Annotated in this window: 9 protein-coding genes; 4 read left to right on the forward strand and 5 right to left on the reverse strand. The window is 40.1% G+C overall.

Going from position 1 to position 17,460, the window contains the following annotated elements; all coding sequences use genetic code 11:
* Positions 1 to 4 precede the first annotated feature (4 nt).
* Complete coding sequence (locus MUN53_RS07985) at positions 5 to 1,129, forward strand: cytochrome d ubiquinol oxidase subunit II (protein WP_243324588.1); 1,125 nt, start codon at positions 5 to 7, stop codon at positions 1,127 to 1,129.
* 268 nt (positions 1,130 to 1,397) lie between these two features.
* Positions 1,398 to 2,312 carry a ribonuclease Z gene (locus MUN53_RS07990; RefSeq protein ID WP_243324590.1) on the forward strand — a complete coding sequence of 305 codons (915 nt, stop codon included), beginning with the start codon at positions 1,398 to 1,400 and terminating at the stop codon, positions 2,310 to 2,312.
* 118 nt (positions 2,313 to 2,430) lie between these two features.
* Here the strand turns inward: MUN53_RS07990 and MUN53_RS07995 are convergent, their stop codons facing one another.
* From MUN53_RS07995 to MUN53_RS08015, 5 genes are all read right to left on the reverse strand, one after another.
* Positions 2,431 to 3,483, reverse strand: a complete 1,053-nt coding sequence (locus tag MUN53_RS07995; protein WP_243324592.1) for a hypothetical protein — start codon at positions 3,481 to 3,483, stop codon at positions 2,431 to 2,433.
* A gap of 66 nt (positions 3,484 to 3,549) precedes the next feature.
* Positions 3,550 to 4,068, reverse strand: a complete 519-nt coding sequence (locus MUN53_RS08000) for a hypothetical protein (RefSeq protein ID WP_243324594.1) — start codon at positions 4,066 to 4,068, stop codon at positions 3,550 to 3,552.
* Between the two features lie 22 nt (positions 4,069 to 4,090).
* Positions 4,091 to 4,633, reverse strand: a complete 543-nt coding sequence (locus tag MUN53_RS08005) for an RNA polymerase sigma factor (protein WP_243324597.1) — start codon at positions 4,631 to 4,633, stop codon at positions 4,091 to 4,093.
* Positions 4,634 to 4,790: 157 nt separating this feature from the next.
* Positions 4,791 to 9,224, reverse strand: coding sequence for an InlB B-repeat-containing protein (locus tag MUN53_RS08010; protein WP_243324598.1), 4,434 nt, complete (start codon positions 9,222 to 9,224; stop codon positions 4,791 to 4,793).
* 528 nt (positions 9,225 to 9,752) lie between these two features.
* Positions 9,753 to 12,995 carry a DUF6383 domain-containing protein gene (locus MUN53_RS08015; protein ID WP_243324599.1) on the reverse strand — a complete coding sequence of 1,081 codons (3,243 nt, stop codon included), beginning with the start codon at positions 12,993 to 12,995 and terminating at the stop codon, positions 9,753 to 9,755.
* Positions 12,996 to 14,541: 1,546 nt separating this feature from the next.
* On the opposite strand from MUN53_RS08015, the gene pckA reads away from it, so the two are divergent.
* The gene (gene pckA, locus MUN53_RS08020) at positions 14,542 to 16,149 is read left to right on the forward strand and encodes a phosphoenolpyruvate carboxykinase (ATP) (protein WP_243324601.1); all 1,608 of its coding nucleotides are present in this window, start codon (positions 14,542 to 14,544) and stop codon (positions 16,147 to 16,149) included.
* 166 nt (positions 16,150 to 16,315) lie between these two features.
* Positions 16,316 to 17,416 (forward strand): TlpA disulfide reductase family protein, encoded by a 1,101-nt coding sequence (locus MUN53_RS08025; RefSeq protein ID WP_243324603.1) that lies wholly within the window; start codon positions 16,316 to 16,318, stop codon positions 17,414 to 17,416.
* The last annotated feature ends 44 nt before the right edge of the window (positions 17,417 to 17,460 follow it).

Below are 17,460 nucleotides of genomic sequence, written 5' to 3' on the forward strand. Positions count from 1 at the left end.
TTCTATGGAAACATCAACTTATATATTCTTACAGCATTACTGGTGGTTTCTCATTTCGCTTTTAGGCGGACTGCTGGTTTTCCTTTTATTTGTTCAGGGCGGCCAGTCGTTGTTGTTCCAACTCGGAAAGACGGAAACCCAACGACAGTTACTCCTCGAATCGACCGGAAAGAAATGGGAACTGACGTTCACTACCCTGGTTACTTTCGGCGGAGCTTTCTTTGCTTCTTTCCCATTATTCTATTCAACCAGTTTCGGTGGTGCTTACTGGGTATGGATGCTCATCTTGCTGTGTTTCGTATTACAGGCGGTCTCATACGAATACCAGATGCGAAAAGGAAACCTGCTCGGCAAAAAGACCTACCGCATCTTTCTGCTGATTAATGGAATTGCCGGACCCGTCTTATTGGGTACAGCCGTCGGAACATTCTTCAACGGCGCCGAATTTATCGTGAATAAAGAACAATTAAGCGTTCTTTCTATGCCTGTCATTTCCCAATGGGCAACGCCTTGGCACGGATTAGAGGCCGTATTGAATATCTGGAATGTCTGTTTGGGAATTGCCGTCTTTTTCCTGGCTCGAGTTTTAGCCATCCTATACTTTATGAATAATATAGACGACGAATCCATCAGAAGCCAAAGCTGGAACCGCTTGTTGCCTGAAAGTATCGCATTCCTGCTGTTCTTCCTGGCTTTCCTGGCCCATTGGCTGATAGCCGATGGCTTTGCCATCAATCCGGATACACAGGAAATCTTTATGCAGCCCTACAAATATGCCCTGAACCTACTGGAAATGCCCTATGTAACCGGCATCTTACTGGTTGGTGTAATCTTGGTTTTATGGGGAATCGGGAAAACTTATCTGAATCCTTCCTATCGGGAAGGCATCTGGTTCAGCGGAACGGGAACAGTGCTGACGGTTCTTGCCCTTTTATTGTGTGCAGGTTGGAATCATACCGCTTACTATCCGTCAATAACCGACTTACAAAGTTCACTGACACTGCAGAACAGTTGTTCCAGTCCGTTTACCCTGAAAGTCATGAGTTACGTATCTATCCTGATACCATTCGTCCTGGCTTATATTTTCTATGCATGGAGAGCTATCGACTTAAAACCGGGAAAGAAATAAACGGAAGGAACAGGCTTATAAAACTAGAAACGGCGTAGCTTCCCGCTAGGCCGTTTCTACATTTAACCGTTTTAAACAAAAAGAAAAAGTTAGTCAAGGTTTAACTTAATAACCATTTTAAGATGATCATAACTATCTTTACTTAAAAAGGACAGCGAACAAATATAATAATATAAACTCGAAACAAACAAGTAAAAGCTGTCATTTTCAAGTTTTTTTACACAATCCTTGAAGATTTACATTATCTTTGCACAAATGTTTCATTCTTATGGCGGATTTTGAACTGAATATTTTAGGTTGTGGCTCAGCTTTACCCACAACACGTCATTTAGCTTCTTCACAAATCATTGACTTACGGGACAAATTGTATATGATTGACTGTGGAGAAGGAACACAAGTACAAATGCGGCGGATGCGAATCAAGTTCAGCCGTCTGAATCATATCTTTATATCGCACTTGCACGGTGATCATTGCTTTGGTTTACCCGGTTTAATATCTACCTTGGGTATGTTGGGAAGGAATGGCGACTTATTTATTCATGGTCCGAAAGAATTAGGTACCTATCTGGACGCCATGCTGCAGTTGTTTTGTCAGGGGTTGCCTTTCCATGTCCAGTTCAATCCGGTCAATACGCAGGAACATGCGTTGATCATGGAGGATCGTTCGGTTTCCGTCTATTCGATTCCGCTTAAACATCGGATTCCCTGTTGCGGATTCCTCTTCAAGGAAAAGCAGCGGGACGCGCATATCATCCGCGAAATGATCGACTTCTACCAAATTCCGGTAAAAGATATTCAATACATCAAACAGGGAGCGGATTACATCACGCCCGAGGGGAAATGTATTCCGAATCATCTCCTGACTCGTCCGGCAACACCGGCCCGTACGTATGCTTATTGTTCGGATACAGCCTATCTGCCGGAAATCATTCCTTACATTCGTCAAGTCGATTTATTATATCACGAAGCGACCTTTAAGGATGCCGATGCTGCCCGAGCCCACGAGACGTTTCATTCAACAGCCAAGGAAGCGGCAACCATCGCCCGTGACGCCGAAGTGAAGCGATTGCTGATCGGACATTACTCTGCCCGCTACGAAGATCCGTTGCCACTCAAACAGGAAGCTGTAAAGATTTTCCCTGAAACGACACTGGCAAAGGAAGGAATGAAAATCAACTTGTAAGGGAATTAGAAAATTGACAAGTCTGAAAAAGGAACAGATCATCACAAAACAAGGTTTTAGACAGCTAAACGACACTATCTAAAACCTTGTATATACCGAGAGCTTATTAACCGCTCAATTATTTCATCCGGATATTCATATTCGAATACGAACCGCCATCAAAATAGATCGAACCGTTCTTACCACCGTTCACTTCATAATATACGGCATCCTTTTCTTTCTCGCTCTTGGATGGCTCAAAGCCATGTAGTTTACAATGACCATATTTCAGATTTTCTCCATCTACCCGGAAAGAAGCTGACGAAGGCAAAGCCAGTTTAACGGCGCTGTAACGTGCTTCAACATGGATATCCTTGAATTTACCATTCACTTCATCCATCTCTAGTGTGCTATAATCTAACGATTCGACCTTCAGATCGTCTGACAGATAACCGATCTTACATGTACTGTATTTCACATCGGCAGTCATAGACTGTACTTTCTCGGCTTCCAGCTGCCCATATTTTAACTCAAGGGCTAACTGACCGATTTCTCCTACCTGCAGATTCGAATATTTACTGTCTGCATTCAGGGTTGAAGCAGATTGGACCGTAGCCTTGCCACAATAACCTAGATCGAAATCACCTGCCTGCAAGGAACCTAACGTCACATTACTGTATTTGGCTTCCAACTCTAACGGCTGTTCAAAGCTTCCGCCTTCTATATTGCCATACTTGACTGTCAGCTGGCAACGGGCCGGATTCTTGGCCGGCATCAGGATATTTCCGTAATGCTGCTCCAACTTACTGGAAATCCACGAAGGCATACTGACGTAATATTGGATATCCAGTTTGCCGTTACGGATCGAAACATCCGACATTTCGGTGATACCCGAAATAATATTTCCTTGTTTATCAAACTTAATCTTAATCCGATCCAGATTTCTCTTGTTGTCCTGCTCATTACGCGACTTGACTTCGACCACAACCCGGAATGCCACTTCTGCTTTGTCCCAATGGGTAATGGTGATTCCTCCGTATTTGTTGGAGATAAACAGTTCGTCACTCTTGTTGGCCGGGAAACTCTTTTCATATTCCTTCTTGTTCAGTTCATCCGGTTCTGCGGCCTGCGCTGCCAGACAGAAAAGCATACACATGCATGTGCACCAAAATCGTAATAACGTTGCTTTCATATTATTCTTCGTTTTTAAGTTTCTTCGTTTTATATTCGTCTTGCTAAATAGTAACCTACCAACCAATCACTCTTCCTTCACCCGATTCAATTGCTGGCAAAGGATTTGCATGCTGTTCAGACTATTCTGGTATTGCTGGTTGATGGCAAAGATACCTTCATCCGAACAGGGCAAAGTGGGTAGTACCTGATTGTCGAATTGTTGACAGGAAGCTTCTATCTGCAAGGCAGCTTCCAATAAATGCGTCACGGCTTCGGAAGGATTTTCCTTGCTGGCCGTTTCCAGTTCCATCAGATGATCTTCCAGTTGCATCCGGTAATAGGTATGTAACTCTCCCATTTCTGAATGGAGTTCGCAGACATATGCGTCAGGAGAAACCGGCTGATGCATCCAGAAAGGAACAGACAGGCAGAAGAACAAGGCAACAGCCGCGGCCAACGGAACCAGCTTATGCCATAACGGAACGATTTTCTTGGTTTCTTCCTTTTCCAGGCGGGCAGCAAAACGTTCCAAATGTCCTTCAGGTAACGGGATTTCATCCAATGCTTCCCAATTCTGCTGAATATAATCTTTTAATCTGTCCATATATTTTTCTTCTCCTTCTTCTTTACAAAGCTTTCATCAATTCAACTAATCGCCGCTTTCCCCGCAAATATTGGCTTCGCACACTCGATGGCTGAAGCTTCAGGATTTGAGCGATTTCTTCCATGTCATATCCTTCAAACAAGTAAAGCGACAAGACCATACGTGCCTGTGCCGGTACTTTCTCCAAGGCATTCCGGACGGAAGCGACCGTCAGCAGCGTTTGTTCTTCCTGTTCGCGCAGCTCTTCCTCGTCGTCTGCCATATCTGGTAGTGTTTCTTCTAACAATTCTTCTTCCGGTAACCGCCTACGCACATAATCAATGGCAGTACGGACAGCAATCCGGCGAATCCAAGCCTCAAAACAGAGTTCGTCATGATATTGATCCAGCTTGTCAAAAATCTTCAGGAAAGTATCCTGCATCGCCTCTTCGGCTTCCGGTGCATTGCCTACTATACGTAAGCAGATCGGATAAACCAACGGGGCAAACCGACGATACATCGCCAGCTGCGACTGGCGATACCGTTTCCGGCATCCGGCTATTAAATCCTGAACTGAATCATCCATTTCTTTTTCTGTTTTCTATCTATAAGACGAAGGCATCAAACCAAAGGTTGCAAAATCGGATAAGAATTTGGGAGATTATTTTCCCAACAACCAGAATGCACAAAAAAAGGCGTGCCATTGCTGACACGCCCTCTTACATTAGAAACAAATTAAAAACTTATTTTACGATTACTTTTACACGTTTTACGTCTGAACCGCTTTCCAAAACTACTACATAAATACCAGCCGGAACATCGATACGAGTATCACCGCTGATACGCTGTCTTGCCTGTACACGACCTGCAATGCTTACAATTGTTACATCGGCATTGGCAATACCACGAACCCATACACAACCCTTACCTGTTGCAATAGAAGCAGCCATGATATCTTCAATACCTGTCGGAATACCTTTATACAATGCCTTGAATGTATAAGACGGTTCTTTCAGAATTACTTCCAACGGATTGCTGTCATCTGTAAAGCCCTTCCAACCAACAAATGTAACACCTGATTCGGGGAAGGCTGTTACTGTTACTACATCTCCGTAATAATATTTCTTCGTAGATGTCCAACCTTGTATTTCTACCTTACCCATCGGTTTCAAACCCGGTGACAATGTCGTATCAGCCTTCACAACGATTGCTGTTGGGTTGGCAACAGATACAGACACTGTTTTGTTCTTGTCTGCCTTCACTGTATAAACACCATTGCTGTTCGGTTTCAGAGTTACACCGTTTGCTGTTACTGATACTTTGTTCTTATCAGCCGCCAAAGTAGCTACAGAGAATGTCAATTCACCGTTGAATGCCACTTCTTGTGCACCTGTCTTGGTCAAGATTGCACCCTGAACTTCATCATTTTCAGGCAACGTAATGACTACAGATTCAGGATTAACATCTTTCAACTGAGCGATGGCAACGATTTCTACGGTTTCATCCGTTACAGTATAAGTAGAACCGCTTGTGAATGGTTTACCGTTTACTGTAAAGGTCTTCATCTCACAATCTGTAAACGGAGTAGCTTTGATTGTCAAAACAGCACCCTTAGCCACTACATCTCCTGTTGCATATTCTTTACCAGAAGCGTCTGTCACAACTACCTTACAGTTTTCTGGAACGAATGTTACCAAGATAGCGTTTGAAACATTTACATACACTTTATGATCGTCACCGCCCTTTACTATTGCATAGTTATCATCATCCGGGTCAAAGATTACAGAATAAGCCTTTCCTGATTCCGGAACGATACCTTCATCTTCCCATTTGAATTTACCAGGAATCTTCGAGCTATTACCACCACTCAATGCAGAATTAGCCAAAGTCTGCTTCTTCGCAATTAAAGAAGATGTAGTAGGCCATGTAAGATCTTTTACAGCTATTTCTGCCGGTTCAATAACTAAAGCAGCTTCATATTCATCTGCAAACGCTGCATACGTCTTATAATTTCCGTCTGCCGTATGAGCATCCAAATAAGGAATTGAAACGCAAACTGTATATGTACCTGCATTTTTCGGAGTAACAACTTCTGCTCCATTTTTATCCTTATATGTAATCTGTACATATTCCTTTACAACAGTCTCATCAAATGGAGTTGTTTCGCCTGTGATAGTCATGTAATTAAGGTCGTATTCCTGCAAAGCCTCATTATAAGTTACTTTTTGCTCTTTCAGTTCAACCTTATACTTATTTGTAATCTCGTGAGAGACATTATACAATACTTTATAAGTAGCATCAGCCTCAACTTTAACATCCGTAACAGTAACAATTCTAGTGTTTGGATCCGGAGTTACAGTTCCTAATGGTTTATCTGACTTTATCGTAGCTAATTTAACACTTCCCAAATCTATTGTCTTTGGTACTTCAATCTTAAAGGTCAATTCTGTACCCTCTTTTACCTTAGTACCCGGAGTGATTACTTTGTCTTCGTTGTAAATAGTTACGTTACCGGGGAATTTATCACCTTCATTGCCTAAGAACAAATCTACAGTGTAATCCTTCAAAGCTTCGCCATTAACAACTTCGGTTTCGATATAAGCCGGAGCATAGTTTGGATCATCGCTTGTACCGTTATTAGCAACGAACTTAACCGTTACCAAATGTGATTTATTCTTATTGGCATCTATCGGTGCATCCAAAACCTTATCTTTATCAGGAGTATTACCTTTAGTTACTATCAAATAATTACCAGCCACAACTACAGAACCCAATGTTACTTTACCTGTATTCGGTGCAATAACATATTTGCCATCTGCTCCAACTGTTATCGTCGGTGCTGTTTCAAAATTCAACTTCGCCGGATCAATTACCAGCTTCAAATCGGGATATGCAGCTGACAATATCGGAGCGTATTCACCTGTTCCCGTTGCAGGGATAGATACTGTTACATTATATGTTCCGGCAGCTGTAGGCGCATCTGTTGTCGGTTTAGCTCCTTGAAGATCAGCATTGGTATAAAGTACCTGCACGCTATTTTCCAATCCCTTCGGAGAAGTTGTAAACTTAAACGTCTTCGGAGTTTTATCGTATGCCTGATGTTGTTCTTTTTTATCAGCTTCCGGAGTAAATTTTACTCTCTGCTGATCTTTGAACTTGATTGTAATACGTGTATCAGTCTTAGGAATAGTAATATCGTATGTGTACTTAATCGCAGGATCAGTAACATTCTTCACCTCTGACTCCGGCACGATAGTCTTAGCTGTAGGCTCTTGTGCAACTCCGTCTACCATAACAGCATCAACAGCCTTAGCACAGCTCCAAGTATCCAAACCATATACAGCTTTAGCTGTCAATTCAAAAGCAAGTTGAGTTTTACCAACGGGCAAATCTTGTCCCATCGTCCCATCTGCAAAGTTTTTTCCTCCTATTACCACTTTATCACCAACGAACGCGCCTCCGTTAATAGTAGCATTTTCAATAGTCAATCCTGTTTCAACATTTTCCGTTTCATCAAACGTTACAACAATAGCTACATTTTCACTCAGATTGTCTATCGTCAAAATCTTATTGCTCTTATTCTTCTCATCTGGAACTAAAGAAGCTGACTTATCCTCTCCATTTACAGAAATCTTTGCAGTGAATCCTGTATCTTCTGTAATAGTTACTTTGATTGTACTACCTTTTGTTACTTGATTCTTCTTTCCAGAAGTCAACTCAGTAGTTTTGTTCTCATAGATTGATTCTATTTTGTATTGACCACCCTTTTGTTGAGTATTGTCAAAAGATACTTCACAACTAGCCTTTGTCAATTCCACATTGATAGATGGATTTACAATACCACTCTCTACCGTTGATGCACCTTTTTGGAAATAACCGGCAACGATAAATTCTCCACCGTCTTTCGTCATCTGCGCATCATCTGTCGCAGTTAATGCCGTAACATCTTTAAATGTTTTGATAGAATAATCTTTATAACTATCCTTCAACCAAAATTGCAAATGGTCTCCTTGATGTACCTCGTTATCTGTTCTAGTTGCAGTACTATTTACATAACGCAAGCTTTCCGGCAATTTTTTCAATGTCAATTTAGCTGGATTAATAACGATGTTCTGCAACTTTACAGTTACTTTTCCATCATATGTAAATTCACATTCATACGTTGTCGACGTATTAATGAAAACATATTTATCACCTGAAGCCTTTGCAAAATAGAATTGTTCAGGATTTGTAGCGAACAAAGCATGTGCCTCATCTTTCGCATCGACATAGCTTCCACCGCTTAATTTACGCCAAACATATCCTGTCATTTTGCTGCTAGACAAATCTTCATTCTTTGATTCAGTCAAAAGATACCCTTTATTCTTCAAAACTTCCAAGACATTGAGTCCTTCATTTGCTGTACGTATAGTGTTTCCCCCTAAATCAAATGTCTGTGTTCCCCAAACAGGAGTAACACCGTCTGCACAAGTAATATGCTTTAAACTGTTTCCACTAACTCTCAGTGTTGACAATTTTGTAGCTGCCTTCAGATTCAAGTCTGTAAGTTCGTTGTTTTCTATTTCAAACGTTTCAACAACTGCTAATTCTGAGAAATCACCACCACCAATTTTGTTATTAGATAAGTAAACTTCCTTCAATGTATTATTAGCACCACTAGCAAAACCTGTTCCTAAACTTGCTATTTGATTATTGGAAGCATTTATACTCACTAAAGCATTTAAGCTAGAAACATCAAAACCCGCCAACTTGTTATTAGATACATCAACTATCTTAACATCCGGTGAGTTTAACGTCAGTGAAGTTAAACCTACACCTGATGCCGTGAATGAATTCAGATTAGGAACACCCTGTGCATCTATTTCCGTAACAGATGCATCACCTGTAACAGTAAATGTAACATTACATGGATTTAATGTGAAATTTCCATTTGATGTATCAAATGTATATTGAGCGACCTCTACAGAATTGTTCTTGATAGTATAAACAAGACCTTTTCCACTAACTTCTGCCTGAGGTAATCCACTTATAGAAGTTGCTTTAATACCTCCCGCTGTTCCACTAAAAGTTACTGTTACTGTTCCTGTATTCTTTGGAACTTTGAATACAATGTTCGCCTTCAAAAACCCAGCCGATGTTAATAACATCAGCAATGCTAAAAGTAATCGTTGTTTCATAAAATATAATTTTTAAGTTAATAGTCTTACTTGTGTAATATACGTCTATCTATCTCTTTGTAATATAAAGTCTTCCTCTCCTGTTTTCACGCAGGTGGTTTGCTGCATTCGTAACTTTTACCCATTAATCATGTTGTTAACAAATGCTGATATGCCACAAAAATAGGAATAAAATTCATAATCTATCTATTTTTAGTAGATTATTTTTCACTTTTCACCGTTTTTTATACGATTTCATCCGTGCTTCTTTATATAATGTATAAGGCACACCTGGCATTCTTCCACGCACGAAGAACAAAGCTTTTTCAAGACTGTATCCAGTCATAGGCTATCATTCAAATATACAAAAAACTATCATAATAAAAAAGTCTCCCTATCGGAATAGAGAGACTTTTTTAAACACGCTTTCGCCCTCACGGGTTACTCGTTACAAGAATCATATCCAAATTCTTGTGCGTGTAAATTGTAATATATTCGTGTAAATATCAGGAGCCTGAGGCCCCTGATAAGTTGTTAGTCATAACTTAATTATTTAACAACCACTTTGAAGCTTTCGCCGTCAACTGATACAACTACTACACCAGCAGGAGCAGCGATTGTAGCATTGTCAGAAGTCAATACTTCGTTAGCAACTACCTTACCTAAGATTGTGCTTACGATTACAGACTTACCTTCTGCACCCTTAACAACTACAGCACCGTTAACACCAGCTACTACTACGCTACCTTCAGCAGTAATTTCTTCGTTAGCTGTCGGAGTACGAGTTTCGTCTTCGTTCATATTGAATACGTCACCCTTCTGGTATGTTTCATCAACAACCAAGCAACCATTTACCCAACGCAAATAACCTTCATCATGCATCTTATAACCTGATTTATTATAACCATTAGGATCATAATCTTTCCACTGAGTCTGGATCTTGAAGTTATCATCAACCATTGAATCTGTATACTTGAATGCGAACTTAGCTACATTGAAACCAGGAGTTGACAAATCAATTACAGAATATTTAGTTCTGTCTTCTTCATTGTTGATTACATACAATTTATCAGCCTTTGTCATATCAACACTATCTGTTAATACATGGATAGCATCAACAAATGCTAATTTTGCACACTTGTTACCTTCTTCAGTTTCATTGATAAACGGATTGTTGTGAATTGAGACCTTCAAATCAGCAGCCAAAATATTAGCTGTATCAATCATGTTAATCAAATAACGACCTTGGTTGTAAGATACTGGAACTGCATGTTTACAAGGAGGAGTTGCTGTAAAGCCGTGTTCTTCACAATACCAACCTTCTTTGTGTTCAATATTAACACCTAACAAGTACTGATAACAAGTATTGTTACCACGATTTACATAAGCAGTATCCGCATACAATGCAGGATTGATATCCTTGAATTGTTCAACATTATCAATATTCAAGAAACTTACAGGACGTTCCAATAATGTAGAAGCCTTCGTATCTTTCTTTTCATAAACTACTTGAGCTTCATTATCTGCACGATACAATTTAATTGTATCCAAGTTAGCAGTAGTTACCAACTTACGATATTCAGGAGCCTGTACTTTTGTTACGAACATCAAAGAGTTTGCATCTTCTGCATACATTTCCATGTTCTTCCAAGTACCATAATCGGCAGAGTTATGCTGGTATACTTTCTTTGTCGCATAAGCTTTATTAGTTAAAGCAATAACACCTCCGTCTGCATTATAAGTTTGTTTTTCTCCTTCGTCAAAACCAGTAGAGCGCAGTGCCACATAGTTATATGTTTCACCATCTGCTTTCAACTTCAATGCAAAACGTTGAGCTAAGCGGTTATTTACCTTATTAGTTTCATCACAGATATAGTAATCCAAATTAACTTTGTCGTTCATCTTAACGAATTCGTTATTACTTCTGTTCTGGAATGCATAAGGCAAAATCACCAAGGTGTCTTTCTTAGCATCAATACGACTCTTCACCGGATTCCATTCTTGCAACTCTGAAACCACCAAGATAGAGTCTGTTTCACTTGTATGTTTATCAACATTTTTATTAACCAAAGACAAGTTCCACTTCGCAGCCTTTGCTTCTTCTACTGTAGCACCGATCTGATGTGATCCAACATGGTTTTCTGTCCAGTAAACATTTACTTCAGCATCACCTTCTGCCTTACGTATCTGACCTAAATACCAAGTAGTATTCTTCAAATCATTAGTTGTCAACACTTTGTATCCATCATTCTTCTTATGATTTTCTACAGCTGTGATTGTGATATAATCTCCCTGATCAATTCCTGCATTTGTAGCATTCGCTGGAGCACCAGCCAAATCAACTACACGGTAATAAGTCTTACCTAAATCCTTACGTAATTCTGTAATAGTTACTGAAACAGATGGATTTTCACGGTTTGTCAAAGTAAAACCTTTAATTGTAGTAGTACCACCATAATAAGCCGAAACAGCCCATTGTGCTTCAGGAGCTTTTTCATACAAACCGTTAGCAGGTACGAAGTCTGCCTTACCATCTCTTACAGCCAAACGACCATCTTTCTTATAAGCTTCCGCATTTGCAACAGCACCTTCAAAGTCAATTGTATAGAATTGACCTGTTAAGAATTGCTTAGGATTAACAATTGTACTTGCATCCAATGTAGTTGCAGCCCAATTTTCTGCCGGCACTGCAGGAGTCTGATTCTCTTTAGCAATACTTAGTCCATATGTATCGTTTACATTAGCAACATACAAACGATACGGGAAATTCATAGTCGATAAAGAAGTTTCATGAGTTTCATCACCAACCAATACCTGAACTAAACCAGAACCATTATCAGCTTTTTTGAATTGGAAACGACCAAAATCATCTGAGGTGTTAGAAGCAGTTGCAATATCAACCAATTTAAACTGACCCTTCAAAGAATAACCGTCAGAAGTTATTGCAGCGTCTTTATCAAACCAAATAAATTTACCATCTTCATTCATCAAATGATAAACATTATCGTTAGTAGACAGATTAGTTCCATCAACCATAGCTTTTAGAACGCCATTAAAAGCCTCAGAATGAGTTATTTCCGCTGTTTCATCTTTTAATGAAGAAATAGCCAAATTGAAACCATTTTTCAAATAGTCATTCAATTCTTTGCCCGTATAAGCTACAGTATATGCAGTTTCTACAGAAACGAACAAAGCCGCATTCATAATATATGTATCATATTCTGTAGCCTTACTAGTAGACCAAGTGAATGTAGTAGTAGCAAATTCCGCATATTGCAAATTACCATCCTTATCTCTCTTGGCAATAGCAAAATAGGGAGTCTCTTTACCATCCTGCATCAATGGAACAACTTCAATATATTCATCTAACCCCGTTAAAGAAAATTCAATTCCATTATTTGCAACCAAACGACCTTCTAATAAAGTCCAATAATAATCAGGAGCATCGGTAGCGACATTTGCAGAAGAGATAGAAGAGTAAGCACTAACACCTACATTCCCATTGGAATGATTAGCAAGAACATACTGTTCCCGAGTATTAGCTGATCCAATTTTTCCTACATAAGCGACACGTGCATTGTTAGTAAATCCATTTAATACATGCCCATTTAAAGCTGCGACATAAGTCGGAAGAGTACCTGTAGCTTCCACAGCTTTCTCAACATCAGCAGAAGTAGCGCGAGTTTCAACCTGAGTCGGAGTTGCTAGCATCGGTTTTGCGTTACCTGCATATACTGAGAATGCAGAAGATAACAGCAAGCTAGCTACTAAAGTAGAAAACTTTTTGTTCATAATAAATAAATTAATATTAATAATAGAGTAATAATAAATTCTTCTTTTTCCTATAAGGCTTCCGAAAGTTCTAAAAACGGAAGCGGTGGCATTTCATTTTTAGCCACAATCAACAATGCAAAGGTAAATCCTTTTTTTATACCTGCAAATAAACTGACCTATTTTTTTATCAATTGGTTAGGTTTCTTATCAACCCCCTATTTTCAGGCGACAAAACCATGGGTTTGGATAACGAAACCTGGGTTCTATGATCGAAGTATAGCCAAGAGGTTGTTGCCAGTAGAGATTTCTATAGATGTATATATAATATAAGGTATAGAGAAAATCATAAGATCGTATTCGTTCTTTTCTCTTGAAAGAAAAGAAGCAAAAGTTCAAGATCATGCCTGTTCTTTTGCCTTGATGCAAAAGAACCAAAAAATCAAGGCTCACACTGCGGAGGCTACGGTCTTGGTCGCTACGCTAAAATCTCGGAAAACTCGCTTCGCTCAAACAGCCGAGATTTTTTAACGCTCCGCTCGGTCGACCGCTTAACGCCTCCTCCGTTAGGCCGAAACAATTGAAAATTGAGAATTGAAAATTTATAAGGCCGGATTACATGGGGGTATTTAATTCCCCGTTGAGTTTGGTAAATGCGAGTAGAGGCGCAGCGTGCTGCTCCTCCATCCCAACGCGACAGGATAAAACAATAAATAACACAATAAGCCCATTCGTTTTTATTGATTGTTATTTGGTTGTACAAAACGACGCAAGGCAAGTTCCATGGATAAATGAAGGAGAAAAAGAAAATTGTCAATCGTCAATTATCAATTGTCAATTGGATTGGCCTCGTTCTGGTGAGCGTTAAGCGTAGGAACGGAGTGAAGCGGCCGGAGCGTCGCTGTCTGAGCGAAGCGAGTTTGCGGCGCGCACAGCGTAACGAAGTGACGGAGTAGCTCAGCAGACGCAGCCTTGAACTTTTGGTTCTTTTCTTTCAAGAGAAAAGAACGGACAATCACTTGGGTTAAGCCAAAAGAACGGACAGCCTTCACATCCTTCACAGGAACAGACAGAATATGAGACAGATAAACAGGTGTGTGAAGGGTATAAAAGAAAATCAGATATAGGTATAATCAATTCCAGCGAGTATCAAAAACGAACCAGACGAAGATCGTTTTTGATACTCGTTACTTTTGGAGCAAAAGACGCCGGCTTTTCATCCATATACGCCGGGAATTCATGAAAAGACGCCGGCTTTTGGAGCATTCATAGGCAGGAATGAAAAGAAAGGCGATAGGATGCAGAAAAACACCATTTTGCAAACTTCAGTTTACAAAACAAAGGCCAGGAAGAAAGGCTTTCCGGAAAAGAGAATTTATTGCTGAAAAATTTCCTTAATCTGCTATTTCCAATAAAAAAAAATAGTACTTTTGTACGCGTTAAACAAAAAGACGCTCCGGCTTGTTCTCTATATAGTGCGGCAAGTCGGGAACAGAAAAGTTTCAGGACTGGCTAAGAAGAAAATAAATAAACATAAATAAAGTCAATCACTTAAATTATTAACAAGATGGCAAATTTAGATTTAAGCAAGTACGGTATTACCGATGTGAAGGAAATTGTACACAATCCTTCTTATGATGTACTGTTCGCTGAAGAAACAAAAGCTAGTTTGGAAGGCTACGAAAAAGGACAGGTTACAGAATTGGGTGCTGTGAACGTGATGACTGGTATCTACACTGGTCGTTCTCCTAAAGATAAATTCTTCGTTAAGAATGAAGCTAGCGAAGATACTGTATGGTGGACTTCAGAAGAATACAAAAACGATAACAAGCCTTGTTCAGAAGAAGCATGGGCTGACTTGAAAGCTAAAGCTGTTAAAGAATTGTCAGGCAAACGTTTGTTCGTTGTTGATACATTCTGCGGTGCTAACGAAGCTACTCGTTTGAAAGTACGTTTCATCATGGAAGTTGCATGGCAGGCTCACTTCGTAACAAATATGTTTATCCGTCCGACAGCTGAAGAATTGGCTAACTACGGTGAACCTGATTTCGTATCATTCAACGCTGCTAAAGCAAAAGTTGACAACTACAAAGAATTAGGTTTGAACTCTGAAACTGCTACAGTATTCAACTTGAAGACTAAAGAACAAGTTATCCTGAATACTTGGTACGGTGGTGAAATGAAGAAGGGTATCTTCTCAATCATGAACTACCTGAACCCGTTGCGTGGTATCGCTTCTATGCACTGTTCAGCTAATACAGACAAAGAAGGTAAGAGCTCAGCTATCTTCTTCGGTTTGTCAGGTACAGGTAAGACTACTTTGTCAACTGACCCGAAACGTCTGTTGATCGGTGATGACGAACACGGATGGGATGACGAAGGTGTATTCAACTACGAAGGTGGTTGCTACGCTAAGGTTATCAACTTGGATAAGGAATCAGAACCAGATATCTACAACGCTATCAAACGTGACGCTTTGTTGGAAAACGTTACAGTTGATGCTAACGGTAAGATCGACTTCGCTGATAAGAGCGTAACTGAAAACACTCGTGTTTCTTACCCGATCTATCACATCGAAAACATCGTTAAACCGGTTTCTAAAGGTCCTCACGCTAAACAAGTAATCTTCTTGTCAGCTGATGCATTCGGTGTATTGCCTCCAGTATCTATCTTGACTCCGGAACAGACTAAGTACTACTTCTTGTCAGGATTTACTGCTAAGTTGGCTGGTACAGAACGTGGTATCACTGAACCGACTCCGACATTCTCTGCTTGCTTCGGTGCTGCATTCTTGTCATTGCACCCGACTAAGTACGGTGAAGAATTGGTTAAGAAGATGGAAATGACTGGTGCTAAAGCATATTTGGTTAACACTGGTTGGAACGGTACTGGTAAGCGTATTTCTATCCGCGATACTCGTGGTATCATCGATGCTATCCTGGATGGTTCTATCAACAGCGCTCCTACTAAGAAGATCCCGTACTTCGATTTCGAAGTTCCGACTGCATTGCCAGGTGTTGATCCTGCAATCTTGGATCCGCGCGATACTTATGCTGACGCTGCTCAGTGGGATGAAAAAGCAAAAGACTTGGCTGCTCGCTTCATCAAGAACTTTGCTAAATTTACAGGTAACGAAGCTGGTAAGGCTTTGGTTGCTGCTGGTCCGCAATTGTAATTTATATTACATTACATATCAGACAATCATAAGAAAGAGGGTGCATTCATTGCATCCTCTTTTTTTATGCTTTTTTCCAATATTTTTCCAAATTATTTCTATTTATAAACGTACTTTAAAAAACTTTTTCTATCTTTACCGAAAATTCGCGGAAAGAGAGATGAATATGCAAAAATACATACTATTTATATGGACAGTCTTATTGGGATTGGTAGCTTGCAGCAAGGATGAGAGTTATCAAATTGAAGGAAAACTCACTCAATTGCAAGACCCTACCCTGTATGTCGTATTTGAAAATGAAAGCGCGAAAGCAATTGATACCATTACCTGTGAAACTGACGGAACCTTTAAACTCAGACATAAGACGGGCGACTTCCATACAGCCACGCTGTTCTTTGAGAACCGTACTCGCGTTGTGAATGTATTTTTGGAAAAAGGAAAGAAAATTAAAATAACAGGAGACATAACAAATCCCAAGTTATTGACAATCGAAGGAGGTAGTTCAATCAACAGTCAGCTGACCGATCTGAGAAAAGCCTCGGCTAATCTGTGGAAAGAACAGGCCAAGTTATTGTATCAAATCGATCAAAAGGCCAAGAATCCCATCGAAGAAGCCGATCTGATAGCGAAATTAACGAATATCAATCATCAGTTGGCCGAAGAAGCCGTAGTCTACATCAAAAAGCATACGGACAAAGCGGTATCACTTGCTCTGATCCAATATTTTTTCACGAATCCGGACGATACCAGGGAAGCCGATGAACTATTGGCTCTGATCTCTCCTGAACTACGTACCCACTTCCTTTATAAAGAACTGGAAGAATACAGCGCACGTACCAAAAGGACAAATATTGGAGAAGAAGCGCCTGATTTCAAGGTTAAAAACGTACACGGACAAGAATTTAAGCTGGACACCGTCAAGCATAAATACACCTTGTTGGCATTTGTACCGTCCTGGGAAGGAAAGACTAAACTGACAGACCCTTACATGGTGCAAATCGCCCAAAAACATCCAGAAAAGGAATTAAACCTGCTGGTAGTCACGATGGACAACAATTGCAATCAAATACGGAATTACCTTCAATCAGACAGCATCGCATGGAATCTGGTAGCCGATTCAGCAGGTCAGGCTACAGCCTTGATGGACCTGTACAACGTCAGTGAATTGCCGCTCTGCTATCTAATAGACAAAGACAAGAAGATTCTGCTGAAATCAGAAAACAGCCTGGAGGTAAACGACGTATTGGATGAATTGCTGGGAGAATAAAATCAGGTGACACCGCATCTGCGGGAACACCAGTATTCATTTTA

The organism is Parabacteroides faecalis, assembly GCF_022809355.1.
Classification (GTDB): domain Bacteria; phylum Bacteroidota; class Bacteroidia; order Bacteroidales; family Tannerellaceae; genus Parabacteroides; species Parabacteroides faecalis.